Annotated in this window: 12 protein-coding genes; 8 read left to right on the top strand and 4 right to left on the bottom strand. The window is 39.7% G+C overall.

All coding sequences use genetic code 11. The features are described 5' to 3' along the window. Nucleotides 1-246: 246 nt before the first annotated feature. A complete protein-coding gene (locus C1A12_RS14940) occupies nucleotides 247-1,167 on the top strand; it encodes a DMT family transporter (protein WP_159462203.1) in 921 nt (306 codons plus the stop codon). Between the two features lie 148 nt (nucleotides 1,168-1,315). Next, nucleotides 1,316-2,452 (top strand): alanine dehydrogenase, encoded by a 1,137-nt coding sequence (ald, locus tag C1A12_RS14945; RefSeq protein WP_101845050.1) that lies wholly within the window; start codon nucleotides 1,316-1,318, stop codon nucleotides 2,450-2,452. A gap of 752 nt (nucleotides 2,453-3,204) precedes the next feature. On the opposite strand, the gene C1A12_RS14955 is transcribed toward ald, so the two are convergent. Then, nucleotides 3,205-3,405, bottom strand: coding sequence for a class I SAM-dependent methyltransferase (locus C1A12_RS14955; protein ID WP_101845053.1), 201 nt, complete (start codon nucleotides 3,403-3,405; stop codon nucleotides 3,205-3,207). A gap of 673 nt (nucleotides 3,406-4,078) precedes the next feature. Between C1A12_RS14955 and C1A12_RS14960 the strand changes: the two genes are divergently transcribed. Beyond that, nucleotides 4,079-5,233, top strand: coding sequence for a S1C family serine protease (locus C1A12_RS14960; protein ID WP_101845055.1), 1,155 nt, complete (start codon nucleotides 4,079-4,081; stop codon nucleotides 5,231-5,233). Between the two features lie 24 nt (nucleotides 5,234-5,257). Next, a complete protein-coding gene (locus C1A12_RS14965) occupies nucleotides 5,258-6,127 on the top strand; it encodes a peptidylprolyl isomerase (protein ID WP_101845056.1) in 870 nt (289 codons plus the stop codon). Nucleotides 6,128-6,588: 461 nt separating this feature from the next. Here C1A12_RS14965 and C1A12_RS14970 read toward each other — a convergent pair whose 3' ends face one another. From C1A12_RS14970 to C1A12_RS14980, 3 genes are all read right to left on the bottom strand, one after another. Beyond that, nucleotides 6,589-8,115, bottom strand: coding sequence for a CotH kinase family protein (locus tag C1A12_RS14970; protein WP_159462204.1), 1,527 nt, complete (start codon nucleotides 8,113-8,115; stop codon nucleotides 6,589-6,591). A gap of 71 nt (nucleotides 8,116-8,186) precedes the next feature. Continuing rightward, the gene (locus tag C1A12_RS14975; RefSeq protein ID WP_101845060.1) at nucleotides 8,187-8,885 is read right to left on the bottom strand and encodes a DUF4956 domain-containing protein; all 699 of its coding nucleotides are present in this window, start codon (nucleotides 8,883-8,885) and stop codon (nucleotides 8,187-8,189) included. Continuing rightward, nucleotides 8,885-9,598: a polyphosphate polymerase domain-containing protein gene (locus C1A12_RS14980; RefSeq protein ID WP_101845062.1), complete on the bottom strand. Its 714-nt coding sequence runs from the start codon at nucleotides 9,596-9,598 to the stop codon at nucleotides 8,885-8,887. Before C1A12_RS14980 ends, C1A12_RS14975 begins: the two co-directional genes overlap by 1 nt. Nucleotides 9,599-9,792: 194 nt before the next feature. Here C1A12_RS14980 and C1A12_RS14985 point away from each other — a divergent pair, with 194 nt between their 5' ends. The 4 genes from C1A12_RS14985 (at nucleotide 9,793) to C1A12_RS20945 (ending at nucleotide 13,877) form a co-directional block, all read left to right on the top strand. After that, entirely contained in the window at nucleotides 9,793-10,467 is a 675-nt protein-coding gene (locus tag C1A12_RS14985; RefSeq protein WP_101845064.1) for a response regulator transcription factor, read from the top strand. Continuing rightward, entirely contained in the window at nucleotides 10,457-11,863 is a 1,407-nt protein-coding gene (locus C1A12_RS14990) for a HAMP domain-containing sensor histidine kinase (RefSeq protein ID WP_101845066.1), read from the top strand. The genes C1A12_RS14985 and C1A12_RS14990 overlap by 11 nt, the downstream gene beginning before the upstream one ends. Nucleotides 11,864-11,989: 126 nt before the next feature. After that, nucleotides 11,990-12,388, top strand: coding sequence for an HI0074 family nucleotidyltransferase substrate-binding subunit (locus tag C1A12_RS14995; protein WP_101845068.1), 399 nt, complete (start codon nucleotides 11,990-11,992; stop codon nucleotides 12,386-12,388). A 1,234-nt stretch (nucleotides 12,389-13,622) separates the two neighbouring features. Further along, on the top strand, nucleotides 13,623-13,877 hold the full coding sequence (locus tag C1A12_RS20945; RefSeq protein ID WP_145997056.1) for a hypothetical protein: 255 nt from the start codon (nucleotides 13,623-13,625) through the stop codon (nucleotides 13,875-13,877). Nucleotides 13,878-14,482: the final 605 nt, after the last annotated feature.

Below are 14,482 nucleotides of genomic sequence, written 5' to 3' on the forward strand. Positions count from 1 at the left end.
GGGAGGAAAGCTCCTCAAATTATTTTTGATGATACCAATTTTGAAAGCGTTGTCAATCATGTTTTTCCGAAGGACAAGTTTGTTCTCAGTTCGAGAATAAACAAGTCATGGATATGTCTACAGAACAAAGATTGTTTAGTTGATTTGTACTATGAACGTATGGTTTGGTGTGGCATTTATCATTACGGAGAACTAAGCGGAAGGCTTAGTTCTCTAAGTCAAACTTGAATAAAAATGGGGGAGTCTATGAATAAAGGGTTTCTTTATATCTTGTTGGTAATGTTCTTTTTGGGTATTAGCATTCCAATTGGAGATTATGCAATGAGGACAGTACCTGTATGGTTATTCACCGCTTTAACTCTAGCTGTTTCCAGTATTGTTCTACTACCAGCTGCCAAACGTTACGATAAGGTGAAATGGCGGAAACTTGGAAGAAATAATTATTATGGGATTTTTATGCAGGCACTTTTTACTTGTGTGCTATATACTGTCTTTTTATTATATGGTCTCACTTACACGAATGTTATCTCGGCAGGTATTATCAATAGTATGGTCCCCGCTATCGTTTTGCTTCTTTCTTTTTTCCTTCTGGGGGAAAGGCTGAATATGCGAAAAATTATAGCTATTACTTTAGCAATCCTTGCCGTTATGGTTATGGAAGTAGTTGGAGTTGAACCAAATCAAGAAGCTAGTTGGTTAGGAAACATATTTATGATTTTGGCTGTGGTATCATTAGCCATGTTTTACGTATATGCGAAAAAATTTGCTGTAAAAATTGCCCCCATTACAATGGCGGCGGGTTTATGTGTGATAGGGCTTATTATGACATTGCCTATGGCTATTTATGAAGCCTTCTCTTTTGATTGGAGCTCCTTAAATTCTTCCCTTTGGGTAATGATTCTTGCCTATGCTTTTTCAGGGTGGATTCTTGCCTACACCTTTACGTATTTAGGTATGCCAAAAGTGCCGGCAAGTACCGTGGGAATGGCTACGGCGATCATCCCTGTAACGGCAACCATAATTGCAGTCCTTTTTCTGGGGGAATCCTTAAGTTTGTTTGACGGAGTCGCTTTACTCATGGTTATTGCCTCGATATTTATCGCAGAAACCAACAATCATTCTAAAATCGATGATGTAGAACTTGAACCTCAAAAAGAAACTATTTGAGACATAAATGGTATTCGGAAAAGTACGTAGGAATCCCCATCTACGAACTAACATACAAGGTTTTAATTGATAGCATTTTATCCGGACTTTATTTAGAACTAAAGATATAAGATGCAAACAAAATGATTATTCTTAAGGAGGAAATCATATGCGTATCGGTGTACCGACGGAAATAAAAAATAATGAAAGCAGAGTAGCCTTATCGCCTGCAGGAGTGCAACACTTGGTTTCGATGGGGCATGAGGTTGTGGTGGAAACAGGTGCAGGGGTGGATTCAGGATTTACTAACAATCAATATAAAGAAGCAGGGGCAGAGATTGTTTCGACAGCTGAAGAAACATGGGCGATGGAAATGGTAATGAAAGTAAAGGAGCCGCAGCCGGTGGAGTATACCTATTTTAGAGAAGGGCTGATCTTGTTTACTTACTTGCATCTTGCTGCCGAACCTGAACTAACTAAAGCACTTGTAGAAAGTAAAGTCGTAGGTATCGCATACGAAACGATTCAGAAAGAAGATGGCTCTCTTCCGTTGTTGACGCCAATGAGTGAAGTCGCCGGACGTATGGCCGCACAGCTCGGTGCTCAATATCTTGAAAAACCAAAAGGCGGCTTGGGAGTTCTGTTAAGTGGTGTTCCTGGTGTTAAGCGCAGCAAGGTAGCCATCATCGGTGGGGGAGTTGTAGGGACTAACGTGGCAAAAATAGCCATCGGTCTCGGAGCTAATGTGACTATTTTGGATCTTAATCCAGACCGTTTGCGTGAATTGGATGATCTTTTTGGAAATGATGTCAATACCTTGATGTCTAATCCATTGAATATTACAGAAACCGTCGGGGAATCTGATCTTGTCATTGGAGCTGTTCTTATACCAGGGGCAAAAGCACCTAAACTGGTTACGGAAGAAATGGTGAAATCCATGAAAGAAGGGAGCGTTATTTTAGATGTTGCGATTGATCAGGGAGGGATTTTTGAAACCGTAGATCGAATTACTACTCATGACAATGCAACTTACGTTAAACATGGGGTTGTCCATTATGCGGTAGCAAATATCCCTGGAGCCGTGCCTAGAACATCTATTATAGGTCTTACAAATGTAACTGTGCCGTATGCTCTTGAAATTGCCGGGAAAGGTTATGCTAAAGCTAGCCTGGAAAACTATGCGATTATGAAGGGAATCAATACTCTTGAGGGCGCTGTGACTTACCAAGCTGTTGCGGATGCTCATAAGCTGGAATACAAGTCAGCAGGAACTTTACTATCTGCCAAAATGTCTGTAGTTTCATAGTATAGATTTTTTGAACGTGTAACTTATTGACTGGCTTTTGACTGGATACCGTTCATTAATATTGATATCTTATTTAGCAATAACCTAACACTTTAAAGTGGAAACACTGGTAATATAGGCATCTTTAACACCTATTTTTAAGTATTTCGTCTATTCAGAGTATGGGTGGCATGATGTGATAGCCTCAAAAACCCTTTCAATATAAGGTTTGAGAACGATTTGACTATATTATGACTGTATTTTAAAAAATATTGAAGAGAAAAAGCCTCTCAGTAGTTCAAGTTATCTACTTAGAGGCTTTTTAGATATTAGTATTGGATGTAAATTGAAGTATGCAGGAACTATAGTCATTTTCTATAGGATAATAGCCTGAGACAGCATCTTATTTTTCAAACAACACTCCGAAATGATAAGAGGCGAGGTCTGCTTGTTTTAAATGAGTTAACCCTGCTTTTTCTCCCCAATATTTTATTTTTTCAGGGGTTGGCCGAATGGCCATGGAAGGTCCTCTTGGTGTTTTGTGTGGTTTCCAATGAATAACACCTAGTTTTCCTTCTGTTTGTAGGAGTTGCGCCGTTCGGTTTAGAAGTTCGAAAGGTTCTTCGCAATGCAACATGTTAAAAACTAATATAATCCACCTATGGAATATTTCGGGGTATGTTCTGAAGAGTTTTATTGTGAGATAAGTCCCCATGGATTAAATGTGTATTTTGAATGTCTTCCTCCACTATTCGTTTCCTACAAATATCTAATTATTCTTCATTAATATCTATCCCAATGACAGAACCAGAAACAATTTTTGCTGCAGGAATTAGAAAGGTACCAAAACCCCATCCTACATCAACATAGTTTTTTGTGTGATGATCCACTTCTAATATATTAAGGAAAGAAACTGGATCGAAGAAGGTTGCCCACAAGGCCGCATCCGGCAAATCAAACTCTCTGTATTGCAAGGTTAATCCCCTAGTCTTCAATTTACATTTTCTCTTCCATTACATACTATATTCATCAGAGGAAAAATGTTTAATTGGAGTTTTTAAGCATCCATTTGAAGCGTTTCTTTCATTTTTGTCCAAGCGAATCTTTACGTCTAGCTCTTTGTTAATATAGAAGTTTTGTTTTATAGTTTCTGGTTCGCTGAAAAGTTTTTTGTCTCATCTATATGGATCCATAATATCCATAGAAAATAGTGGTCTGGCAGTTTCAGGTTTTATTTTTTCATTTCAGTTGGTGAACCAGATATTTTAAAAATGTATTAGTTCACCAGGTTAAAGATCCATTTCTTTTAGGATCAACCTAGGAGGTGTTTTAGTGACTAGATACTGTTCATCGTACCAGGGATCAGACCCCAAAACTATTAATGTATTTTTAGCTTTTTTTAAGTCTCGTTAATATTATATTGGAACTTAAAAGCGATCCCTTCTCTTTTGCATTAGTGTATTTCCATAGATTAAATAAGTTATCATTATGATTTATTACACACGAGGGACTTTTGGAAAATTTAAAAAAAGAATTACTAGGGAAGGGATTTTCCATATTAAAATCGTGTTTTCTGACATACCTCTGACACATTCAAGTTTTATAGTGAAATCATAATTTAAATCTTATGAAACGAGGGCTTAGGAAATGAGAGAAAAGAAACGGTCTCTTTTTAAATTAATCGGGTTATCTATGTCCGCTGGTGTTTTAGGTTCTGCGCTTACGTTAGGGATCACTTCTTACGATGACAATACAGACGTGAATCCAACTGCTGTTGAAAGTACATTTGAAGAAACGGTTGATGTCGACGTATCACAAATGTCTGCAGATTCATATTTATCTACAGCTGATATTGTTGCTGATGCATCCGATGCAATAGTCGGAGTCGTTAATATGACGATGCAAAGTAGTCCATTCCAAAATACTGAAGAGGTAGTAGAAAGTGGAACGGGATCGGGTGTCATCTATAAGGTTACGGATGATGCCGCTTATATCGTTACAAACAATCACGTAGTAGAAGGGGCCTCCGAAATTCAAATTTCTCTTAACGATGGGAAAGAAGTGACGGCTGAACTGGTTGGAGCAGATGCCCTCACTGATATCGCCGTATTGAAAATTGAAGGCGACTACGACATGACACCGCTGGCATTCGGGGATTCCGAAGATATTCGGGCGGGAGAAGAGGTTATTGCTATCGGTAATCCTTTAGGGCTTGACTTATCCAGGACTGTTACCCAAGGCATTATTAGTGCGAAGAATCGAACGATTTCCGTGTCAACTTCTGCTGGGGAGTGGGATCTGGATGTCATTCAAACCGATGCAGCGATCAATCCTGGAAACAGTGGGGGGGCACTTATCAATTTCTCCGGCCAATTGATTGGGATTAATAGTCTGAAAATAGCAAGTGATGATGCAGAAGGACTTGGCTTTGCCATACCTAGTAACAATGTTGAGGAGTTGATCGAAGATATCACAAAGGATGGCAAAGTGGATCGTCCATATCTTGGATTAGGCGTGATGACGATAAACCAAGTTCCTTCTTATTACTCGCAGTCGCTTCCTGAGGATGTGAAAGAAGGGGTCATTATTGGGTCTATAGACGATATGTCTGCTGCAGCGAAAGCCGGACTGAAGAAAGAGGACATTATTGTATCTCTCGAGGATCAGTCAGTAACTAGTGCAAGTGATCTTCGCAAGTATCTTTACACGAATCACAAAGCCGGTGACAAAGTGGACATCAAGTTTTATCGTGACGGAGAAGCACAGACAATCCAAGTCACGCTGACAGATCAGCCTGAATGAAAATAAGACAAGGGGGAAGGTAGAATGAACAAAAAAATAATGATAGGAGGCGGAGTATTTCTCGTTGCGGCGGTGCTCTGCATCTTCCTTATTATAAAAATGTATGCAGAAGAAAGTGTAGCGACAGTCAATGGAGAAGAGATTGAGAAGGAAGACCTGTATGATTTGCTTGTCAGTCAATATGGAGATGAGGCACTGGATTCTTTAATTACAAGCAAAATTGTACAATTAGAAGCAGAGAAAAACGATATTGACGTGAGTCAAGAGGATATTGATGAGGAGATGGCTATCTATTACGATCAGTATGGCGGTGAAGAAGCTTTTCAAAGTACCTTGGAAGAAAGCGGTGTGACTATTGCTGATTTCAAAGAAGACTTGGAAGAATATTTGGCTATGAATCAACTACTTAAAGATAGAATTTCTGTTACGGATGAGGAAAAGGAAGCGTATTTCGAGGAGAATAAAGAGAGTTTCAACCAACCAGAACAAGTGACTGCAAGACATATTTTAACTGAAACAAAAGAAGAGGCTCAAACGGTTCTTGATAAGCTGGAAGAAGGAGAAGACTTTGCTGATCTCGCGGCAGAATATTCGACGGATGACACCACGAGTGAATCTGGAGGTGACCTCGGTACCTTCGGCGAAGGAGAAATGGTGGAAGCTTTTGATAAGGCTGCCTTTTCCATGGAAGCTGGGGAAGTGAGTGATCCGGTAGAAACGGAATACGGCTTTCATATCATCGAAGTGACTGATCGTACGGATGCGAAAGAAGCTGTCTATGAAGATGTGGAAGAGGAAGTAACAGATGCACTGTACGATTCCAAGCTAAATGAAGAATACAGTGTTTGGCTCGAAGAAAAAATGACAGAGTATGAAATTAACAATAACCTATAAGATAAGTGGAGAAAAAAGATCAGTCGAAAAAACGACTGGTCTTTTTGTATAGTGGTGAATCGCCGATTATTGATTTATAGATCGAGCACTTACTTAAAAGCGAAAAAAGTAATGAGAGTACACGTTCAGTACCTGCATGAGACGAAATAATGGTTGGTGCACAAAAGAAAAGGACACTAGTTTCCCAAATGTCTCACATGAATACAATGATGAGATTGGTCAAAAGACGCTTATGAAGGCTGCCTGCCAGAAACTTTTTCGGTTATAAATTATAACGAAAAACAGACCATAATAATCCCGAGGAAACAGGATACCTCGCAATATGAGTTTCAAGAGCGCGCTCGGGTGTTTGTCCGCAGAAAGAGAATGGTCTGGTGCTCCTGAAGACAAGAAAAAAGCTTGTAGAAAACACAGGGTTTCTCTACAAGCTGAAAAGACTGCCGAGCTATCGGCAGTCTTTGTTAAGCACGATATCTTTTGAAAAGGTTGATAAACACGGTTGTTCCAAGCAATAAGATGACTAGCACGGAAACGGAAATCAGGTTTCTTTTTTGGGAAGCTGTGTCAGCAGTTGAACTGCCTTCCATCCCGCGCATACCTTGTGGTCTTTCTCCGCCCATGCCTTCAGGCCCCCTCCCATCTGGCATGGCGGGTATTTCACCGTCCTGCATTCCTTCTGGCATTTGACCTTCTTCCATTCCCTCTGGTCTATCACCATTTCCTTGTCCGCCCATCCCTGGCATGCCGCCACTGTTTTCACTCATTCCTTCTCCATCGTCATAGCTAGGAATATCTCCATCCAGTTGCTGTTGAACGTTCTCTATCCTTTGTTCAAGGAAGCTGGTGATTGCTGGATACCCGTCAACAGCTCCGCTGCCTGTATTAGCCTGGAATTCGTCATACGTATAAAAAGCAGTAGGGTCCTCCTTTACAGAATCACTGATTAAATCTTTCACTTCACTTACTCGTTGTTCAATATTATCGAGTTTATTTAATGTTTGTTGAATGTACGTGTGATAGGTTTCTTTATACTGGTCATCTGATAGCACGTAATCCGTCAAAGGGTGTTGTTCTACAGAACCTATCGTAGGTTCGTCGATAAGCATGGTGATTTGTTCTTCATCCCCCATTCCCCCTATGGACATGTTGTGGTCCCATGGAAGGAAAGTGAATATACCGTCTTGTTCATATAAGTAATAGTTGTGGCTTAAATTCCCCTGGTAGCTGTCCATATTTGCCATAACAGTACTGACCGCTAGATAGCGCAAATATGAATCAACATCGAAATAGTCTTCTACATTCTTTCCTTCATCGAGAGCTTCAATGAAATCAAGCAGGTCGGTATTTGTCTCCAGACCAATTTTTTGTTCGAGGTTCGTGCCTTCAATGCCCATGCCCTCTTCCCAAGAGAGGCCGGCTCCTATATTTGCTTTAAAGAGGTTGCCTGTGGAATTTCCGAAATGGCGCTCCAGGTAAGGTTCTTCAATGTTTTCAACACTCAAATACAATCCGTAAGATTTCCCGTTCACGGATACATGAACAAAGGAATACTCTGGTGTTTCAATTCCCATTTCTTCCATGATTTCATAGGTCAAGTACTCTCGCATATAGGAAGGATCGGCAAAGTTATTGTTCAAGTTAATTTTTGTGAATCCTTCTAAGTTCTGCTCTATATACTCATTGAATTTTAACTTGAAGCTGTAACGTTCGGAATCCGAGTTTGCTACAGAGTTTAGAGAAGAATTCCCCTTAAATCGTACTCCTGTGTAAGGAACGTCAATTCCGTTATAAGTGACAGCAGCTTCCTTGTATTCTTCCTCTAAAGGATTTTCCAGCATATCTTCAAAATCAGATTCTTCGATTTCAATATTTACTTCACTGATCTCTTCTTTGTTGAAGATGGACGTTTCCTCTGCGCTTATTGTTAGTGTATTGGTGAGCAGTATAAGGATTACCATAGCACTTGCAGTAAGGCTTTTTTTCCACATTGGTAATTTCATCACCTTTCTATAAACCAAAAGGGTGCTCTCCCCATATGGGTGACACACCCTTTTTCTTATTATTGGACATAATCTCCGTTATAACTTAGTAAGACTGCATTCTCTACTCCTTGTACATTCGTTATGCTGTTGACGAAGCCAGCTTCTTTCTCCTTCAAGCGGACTTCGAATGTGATTTCTGTCTCCGAGTCTGTGACGGATTTTTGTTTTATGTCGTAACGTTTGACGGCTTTTTTCATTTGGTCAAAGATGCTTTGTTCAGTATCGTCTCCTGTGAAGTTGACGATAAATAAGTAAGGAGTCTCTGATTTCGACTTTTTCATAAAAACAAATAGGACAATACCGATAAGAATTGAGCCTAAGATAGCTAATGAATAGAAGCCTGCTCCAATGACGATTCCACTGGCGAGAGCCCAAAATAGGAAGACTAGATCTGTCGGGTCTTTGATTGGGGTTCGAAAACGGACTATGGAGAGAGCTCCGACCATCCCAAGCGACAAGACAAGATTGGATCCTATCGCCATGATGACAAGCGAAGTAATCATAGAGAGCCCGACGAGTGTGATGTTAAAGTTTTTTGAGTACAGAACCCCGCTGAAAATCCGCTTATACAAAGTGTAGATAAACAGTCCTACTAAGAAAGAGAGAAGCATAGTAATTCCTATTTGCAGAAGCGAAATATCTGTATTGAAGTTGGATAATACTTCTGTATTTAAGAGATCTGAGAAAGATGTTTCATTATTATTGTTATTTTCCATTATTGATCCTCCCAAGCATTTGATTTAGTGAATTTGCGACAAATCGTGTACTTCGAAGCAGCCTGCCGCTGAAGTCCGTTTAGTTGAAGGGCATCCCGAACATAATTGGGAATATACTCATCAAATTTCACTTCCATAATATAAACTGGTTCATCTAGAGCTTTCACTGGAAGTAAATCAGGATCAAAGGGATTAATTTTATTAAGGCCGGTGCGCAAGTCCTTGTCAAAGGTAATGCGGGCATTGCCTTCTTTTGCAACAAAGGCTTCCCTTATATAATCCACTATAACTTTCGGTCTTAATAGGCGGTTCTTCATTTCATGACGCACTTCCTTAAGAAGAGGAGAGGACGTACCATTTAGAACGGAGAATTCGTTATCTATGAGACGTTCCAGTGTATCCCTGGAGATAGCTGCTCTTTCCTTGGCGATGAAGGTATTCCGTTTAATCTTCTTCTCGAAGTGGATGACTGAATCACTCCTGTTATAGAGCCGAACTCGATATTTGTGCCGGTTTTCAATGCCGGCTTGCTTTTCTTGTAAAGCTTTATTCTCTATATCGTCAAAATAGACGCTTCGAATATGATATTCTCCTTTGTGATCAGCGTGGGTATCTTGCTTAAGAAAATGTTTCAGCCGGTGCCGGATCAAGTAGTATTGATGATAATTGACATAGTATTTCATCTCATGACGGAACTTTAATTTCTTGACCATGAATCATGACCTCCTTTCGTTAGTCTTACTTTAAACTCAGAATGTGTCAGGGAGATGGCAGGGGAATAAAAAGCAAGCAGAAGTTAAAAAGCTTCCTAATTATATAAGTTATTAAAGGATTCATGTTTGACATTCCGTTGACACACGATTGTGTTATTCTGAATCTAGATTGAACTGGAGAAGGTGAGCAGAAAGTGGAGAGAATAATGATCGTCGAAGATGAAATGCCGATCAGCAAAGTATTGAAGGCTTACTTGAAAAAAGCGAACTATGAAACCGTGCAAGTATTCAGGGGAGATGAAGTTCTTAGAAGATTTGAGGAAGAATCCCCTTCTTTAATTATATTGGATGTCATGCTTCCTGGCATAAATGGGTGGGATGTCCTGAGGAAAATACGGGAGAAGAGCGACTGTCCTGTCATCATGCTTACGGCGCTGAGTGAGGTGGATGACCGTCTGAGCGGACTCAATCAGGGGGCGGATGATTACATTGCTAAACCTTTTGTAGGGGATGAGGTAGTTGCCCGAACCAAAGCTGTTCTTCGACGGGTGGGAAAACAAACTTTGCCGGTTAAAAGCTTCGGAAAATTAGAGGTGGACCTTATTGGTCACAGGGTAAAATTAGGCGAGGAAGAGATCACTTTGACCCCACGTGATTTAACGTTATTGACATTTTTTGCAGAGCATCCTAATCAGACGTTTACGAGAGAACAGTTGATTGAAAAGGTATGGGGATGGGAGTACGAAGGCAGTGACCGCGCTGTCGATGTGAGCATCAAACGTATCCGAAATGCGCTTAGAGGCTGGCCGGTCTCTGAAGGGGAAATACGAACGCTTCGCGGGTTAGGATACCAGCTCAGTGTTTACTGATAAGAAAATTCCTTTGCAGCGGTATTGGACGACAAGATATGTTTGGACATTGGTGGTAGGACTCCTGGTAATCGGCCTTATTTCGGCTATCTGGATCCGGTACCAAACGTTAGAAAATCGTTTGAGCATGATGGAATTTGTAGCCGAACAGACGGCGGGACGTTTGGTGAATGAGGGTAGGGTTATGCCACAAGAAGAGGAAGATATTTTTGTGCAGGGCCGGGAAGATTTCATGAACATGAATAGTCGGCCGCAATTATATATTTTGAATCAAGAAGGGGATGTAGTGTTCCAGGACCGGCCGAATGGCCAAAATATGCCTGAAATGTTCACTTCCTCCTTACTGGATGAGGAGGGAAGTGTACAAGAAGTATCCTCATCATCGGAGACCTTTTACATTGTGAAAAAACCGATTGAAATTAACTCCGCGATGGTAGGGTGGGTCCTTCTCACCGAATCCGAAAAAAATTTAACGACGGTCGATCAAGAATACTGGCAGCTATTGTTCATACTTGTCTGTCTGGCTCTGCTAGGCTGGCTGGCTATTTATTTCTTATCCAGGCGGCTTTCGAAGCCAATCAAGGGAGTAGCTCAAGCGGCTAGAGAATTACAAGCAGGTAATTATGGCTTTCACATCCAGAGTGAGAACGTGAGAGAAGAAGAAATATATGACCTCATTCATTCCTTTCAAGAAATGTCTTATAAACTAAAACATCTCGAAGAGTTACGGAGTCAATTATTGGCCGGGGTAACGCATGAGCTCAAAACTCCAGTGACCTCAATTAGTGGAATGCTGCGCGCAGTTAAAGACGGAATCGTGGAAAAGGAAGAAGCAGAAGAATTTATTGATATTTCCTTAAAAGAAACGGAGAAATTAGAACGGATGGTGCTCGATCTTCTCGCTTTCAATACGTTTGCTGCTAATTCTGTTCCTTTAGCTAAAGAAGTTCAATCCATCAACCGCACCGTGAAAGATGCTGTGCACCGTTGGGAAGTAGGGCAGGAGAGAGAACAGATTCAATTAGCCTTACATCTCTTGCCGGAAGATGTAGAGATACGAGTCGATCCTATGCGTTTTCAGCAGATTATGACGAATCTTCTTAATAACGCGGCCTACGCGTTGGGGGGGGAAGGGGAGATTTTCATCAGACTCCATTCGAAGCAAGAGGAGATCCATATAGATGTAGAAGATACGGGTACAGGAATTAAAGATGAGGAAAAAGCTTTCATATTCGAACGCTTTTATCGAGGAGAAGACAAAAAGTATAAAACTGGAGGGCTGGGTCTAGGTTTAACATTCAGCAAAATGATTGCACAATCTCTGGGAGGAGATTTGACCTTATATGAAAGCTCTTCAAGAGGAACGATCTTCCGTATTTCGTTATCAAAACAATAAACTAGGTAAATTCAGTAGACTAAATTAAGAATGGGGTGAAACTCTGGCATAGATTCCTTACAAGATAAACGCGTGGGTTGCATAATGCCAAAAAAGCTTTCGTCCAACAAGTGAGGAGGGGATTTTATGGAAAGGTTACGTCAACGTTTAGAAGCAGCAGAAAAAGCGGTGGCTTCCTTTGAAAATCTGGCTGCCCTTAAAAACCCCGATGATGTGGAACGAGATGCAGCGATTCAACGGTTTAAATACTCTATCGAGGCCAGTTGGAAAGCGGCTAAGCAATATTTATATGACGTAGAAGGAGTGGATGCCGGCTCTCCAAAAGGCGTCATCCGCAGTTGCAGGGAAGTCCACTTGTTGGAGGATGAAGAGGCCGTTCTAGCTTTGGAGATGGTAAATGATCGGAATTTGACCGTCCATACCTATAATGAAGAAGTGGCCATTAAAATCCACAAAAATTTGACCAAGTATAATAACCTTCTTCATCAATGGGTTGAGCGGATGAATGGGAAAATGATGGAATAGCCAATAAAAGATAAAACCCCAGACGTTAGCAATTGCTCCTAGTTTGAGAACCCAACATTTAAAAAAATTTAGCCCAAACGGTTGAAGACCCATTTGTTTTAGTCTGATATTTAGGTGTTTTGGTGACTGGGTATTGACTGGATACTGTTGATAAAGCAATAAAACTTATTGTGGTTAATATTTATTTGCTAACGGAAACCTTGTGATAATAGGGTTCTGTGTAGCTTATTATTATCCTATTAATTAGCCGAGTGAATGGGCGGCATGATGGACCCCTCCCTCGGTAGGCAACCATTGTATAAGCAAATATATAACTTGTAAGTCTTAAGGGTGAAAAAACAATCCTGTAATCAATAGTTCAAACCTGAGCTAAGAGTGCAGGGAACGTAAAAATTCACATCATAAGGGGTTGTAATGACATCATGACACTAGTTTTGTTAGGAGTGAAAAGTCGTATGCTAATTATTGCAGGTAAGCAGCCAGAATTAAAAAAGCACACCATGTTAAAAGATAAAAACAAAATAACATGATCAACCTTGTAGCTGTTCAACCCACATTAGAATAAAAACAGTGTAAAAAAGAGCTCATGTATGTACAGAATACTACGGATTTATATAAGGCTGACTACTTCGGATACGCTCCGAACGTTCCTACGTCGCTTTCCTCGGTTTTAACGAGTCGAGAATCATAACCAAATACAATGATCAACCAAAAACCAGGCTATGTCTGCTTTTTTTGTGGTGATTTTTCCTTTAGGTGGAGGCCCGTTGTTTGAGTTGCAAAGGAAAAAAGGCAACTTTATCATCGAAAGGCTAAAGAAAGGGTAAGTTCTTGTCGTTAGAGAACCGAGGTTGATCATCTATTTTACTTAACTGAAAATGACAGTTTAAAATAGTTGTCTTATTTTAAGAAAAATTTGTAAGACACACTTTATTATTTAGAAAATTCGTGATAATTTGAATAATGAAAACGGATTCAAAACTAAGTTTACTATAATAAACCAAAGAGGGATATTAACAACGAAAAGAAGTTCAGAGTAATTTACATCCTATTAGTGATGATATATTCATTAAATCTTTGTATGACATATGGAATTATTGTGGTACAAAATTTCAATACAGATAATATTAATTCGGGAGATTTTGAGAACTTATTCTTAAGTACCATTTTTCACACACTTCTATTAATACCTAGCGTGAAGGCATTAAAAAAACTAACACATAAAGAGATAAAAGTGAAAATCAAACTTATAAATGGAGGAGAAATTGACAATGCATACTTTCTTCACCCTACTTATGGAAAGAGGATCCTTTTAGGTGATAACCCAGATCAAAATTTATGCAAGGAGACTGTTGCAATACCTATTAGTAATATAGAATATTTTCATTTCAGCATTAAGGACAAAACAAATAAACTTAGCAAAGTGAAACAATGCAAGCAAGTAATTTCTGAAAATCAAGTAGTCAAAGTGAAAAAATTAAAATCATAGTTTAACTCTTTATTGATTGAATTCAATCTTAACTTCAAGTCTTAACGCATTGGGGGCAAATCTGCAACTAGAAAAGTAGATTGAAAATTCGAGATACTGTTTTTTTATTTTAAGATGTTTTTCTCTAAAATGTCTTGTTACTAATATAAGATGGATCCAAGCGGGCGTAATGATTTCAACTCATTCTGAATTCGGGGACTTCGGGGGAGCAGTTTTAGTACAAAAGTATCGGCTAAACTAGGAGTGAATGCATAAAAATTCGAAGTAGTAAAATAAAGCACCCAGTGGAGTATTTCACTCCACTGGGTGCTTTATTCTTTCTACGGTCCAATCTACAGTCTCTTTAATGTGGACCAGGGGTGAGATTTTTTATTTAAGGAGAAAAAAGATTGACCAACCCTGAATGGACTATTTATACCTTGATAGTACAGGGGTTGAATGAATGTGCTTTTACACCATATTCGTAGAAGCTACGTAGTGGTTTGATTTAACACATTTTGGACACTTTATATTAAAGTGATTCAAGAATTACGAGAGAAGCAAGCAGGTTATGACTTTAAATGAAGTGATACGAGGGAAGATAATTCCTATAGCGAGTTTCCAGT

It is taken from the genome of Halobacillus sp. Marseille-P3879 (genome assembly GCF_900240285.1).
In the GTDB taxonomy this organism is placed as follows: Bacteria; Bacillota; Bacilli; order Bacillales; family Halobacillaceae; genus Halobacillus_A.

Coding starts and splice junctions, on each gene's coding strand:
- C1A12_RS14995 (WP_101845068.1), top strand. CDS start 11,990: ATGGAAAGGTTACGTCAACGTTTAGAAGCAGCAGAAAAAGCGGTGGCT.
- C1A12_RS14940 (WP_159462203.1), top strand. CDS start 247: ATGAATAAAGGGTTTCTTTATATCTTGTTGGTAATGTTCTTTTTGGGT.
- C1A12_RS14960 (WP_101845055.1), top strand. CDS start 4,079: ATGAGAGAAAAGAAACGGTCTCTTTTTAAATTAATCGGGTTATCTATG.
- C1A12_RS14975 (WP_101845060.1), bottom strand. CDS start 8,885: ATGGAAAATAACAATAATAATGAAACATCTTTCTCAGATCTCTTAAAT.
- C1A12_RS14970 (WP_159462204.1), bottom strand. CDS start 8,115: ATGTGGAAAAAAAGCCTTACTGCAAGTGCTATGGTAATCCTTATACTG.
- C1A12_RS14965 (WP_101845056.1), top strand. CDS start 5,258: ATGAACAAAAAAATAATGATAGGAGGCGGAGTATTTCTCGTTGCGGCG.
- C1A12_RS14980 (WP_101845062.1), bottom strand. CDS start 9,598: ATGGTCAAGAAATTAAAGTTCCGTCATGAGATGAAATACTATGTCAAT.
- ald (WP_101845050.1), top strand. CDS start 1,316: ATGCGTATCGGTGTACCGACGGAAATAAAAAATAATGAAAGCAGAGTA.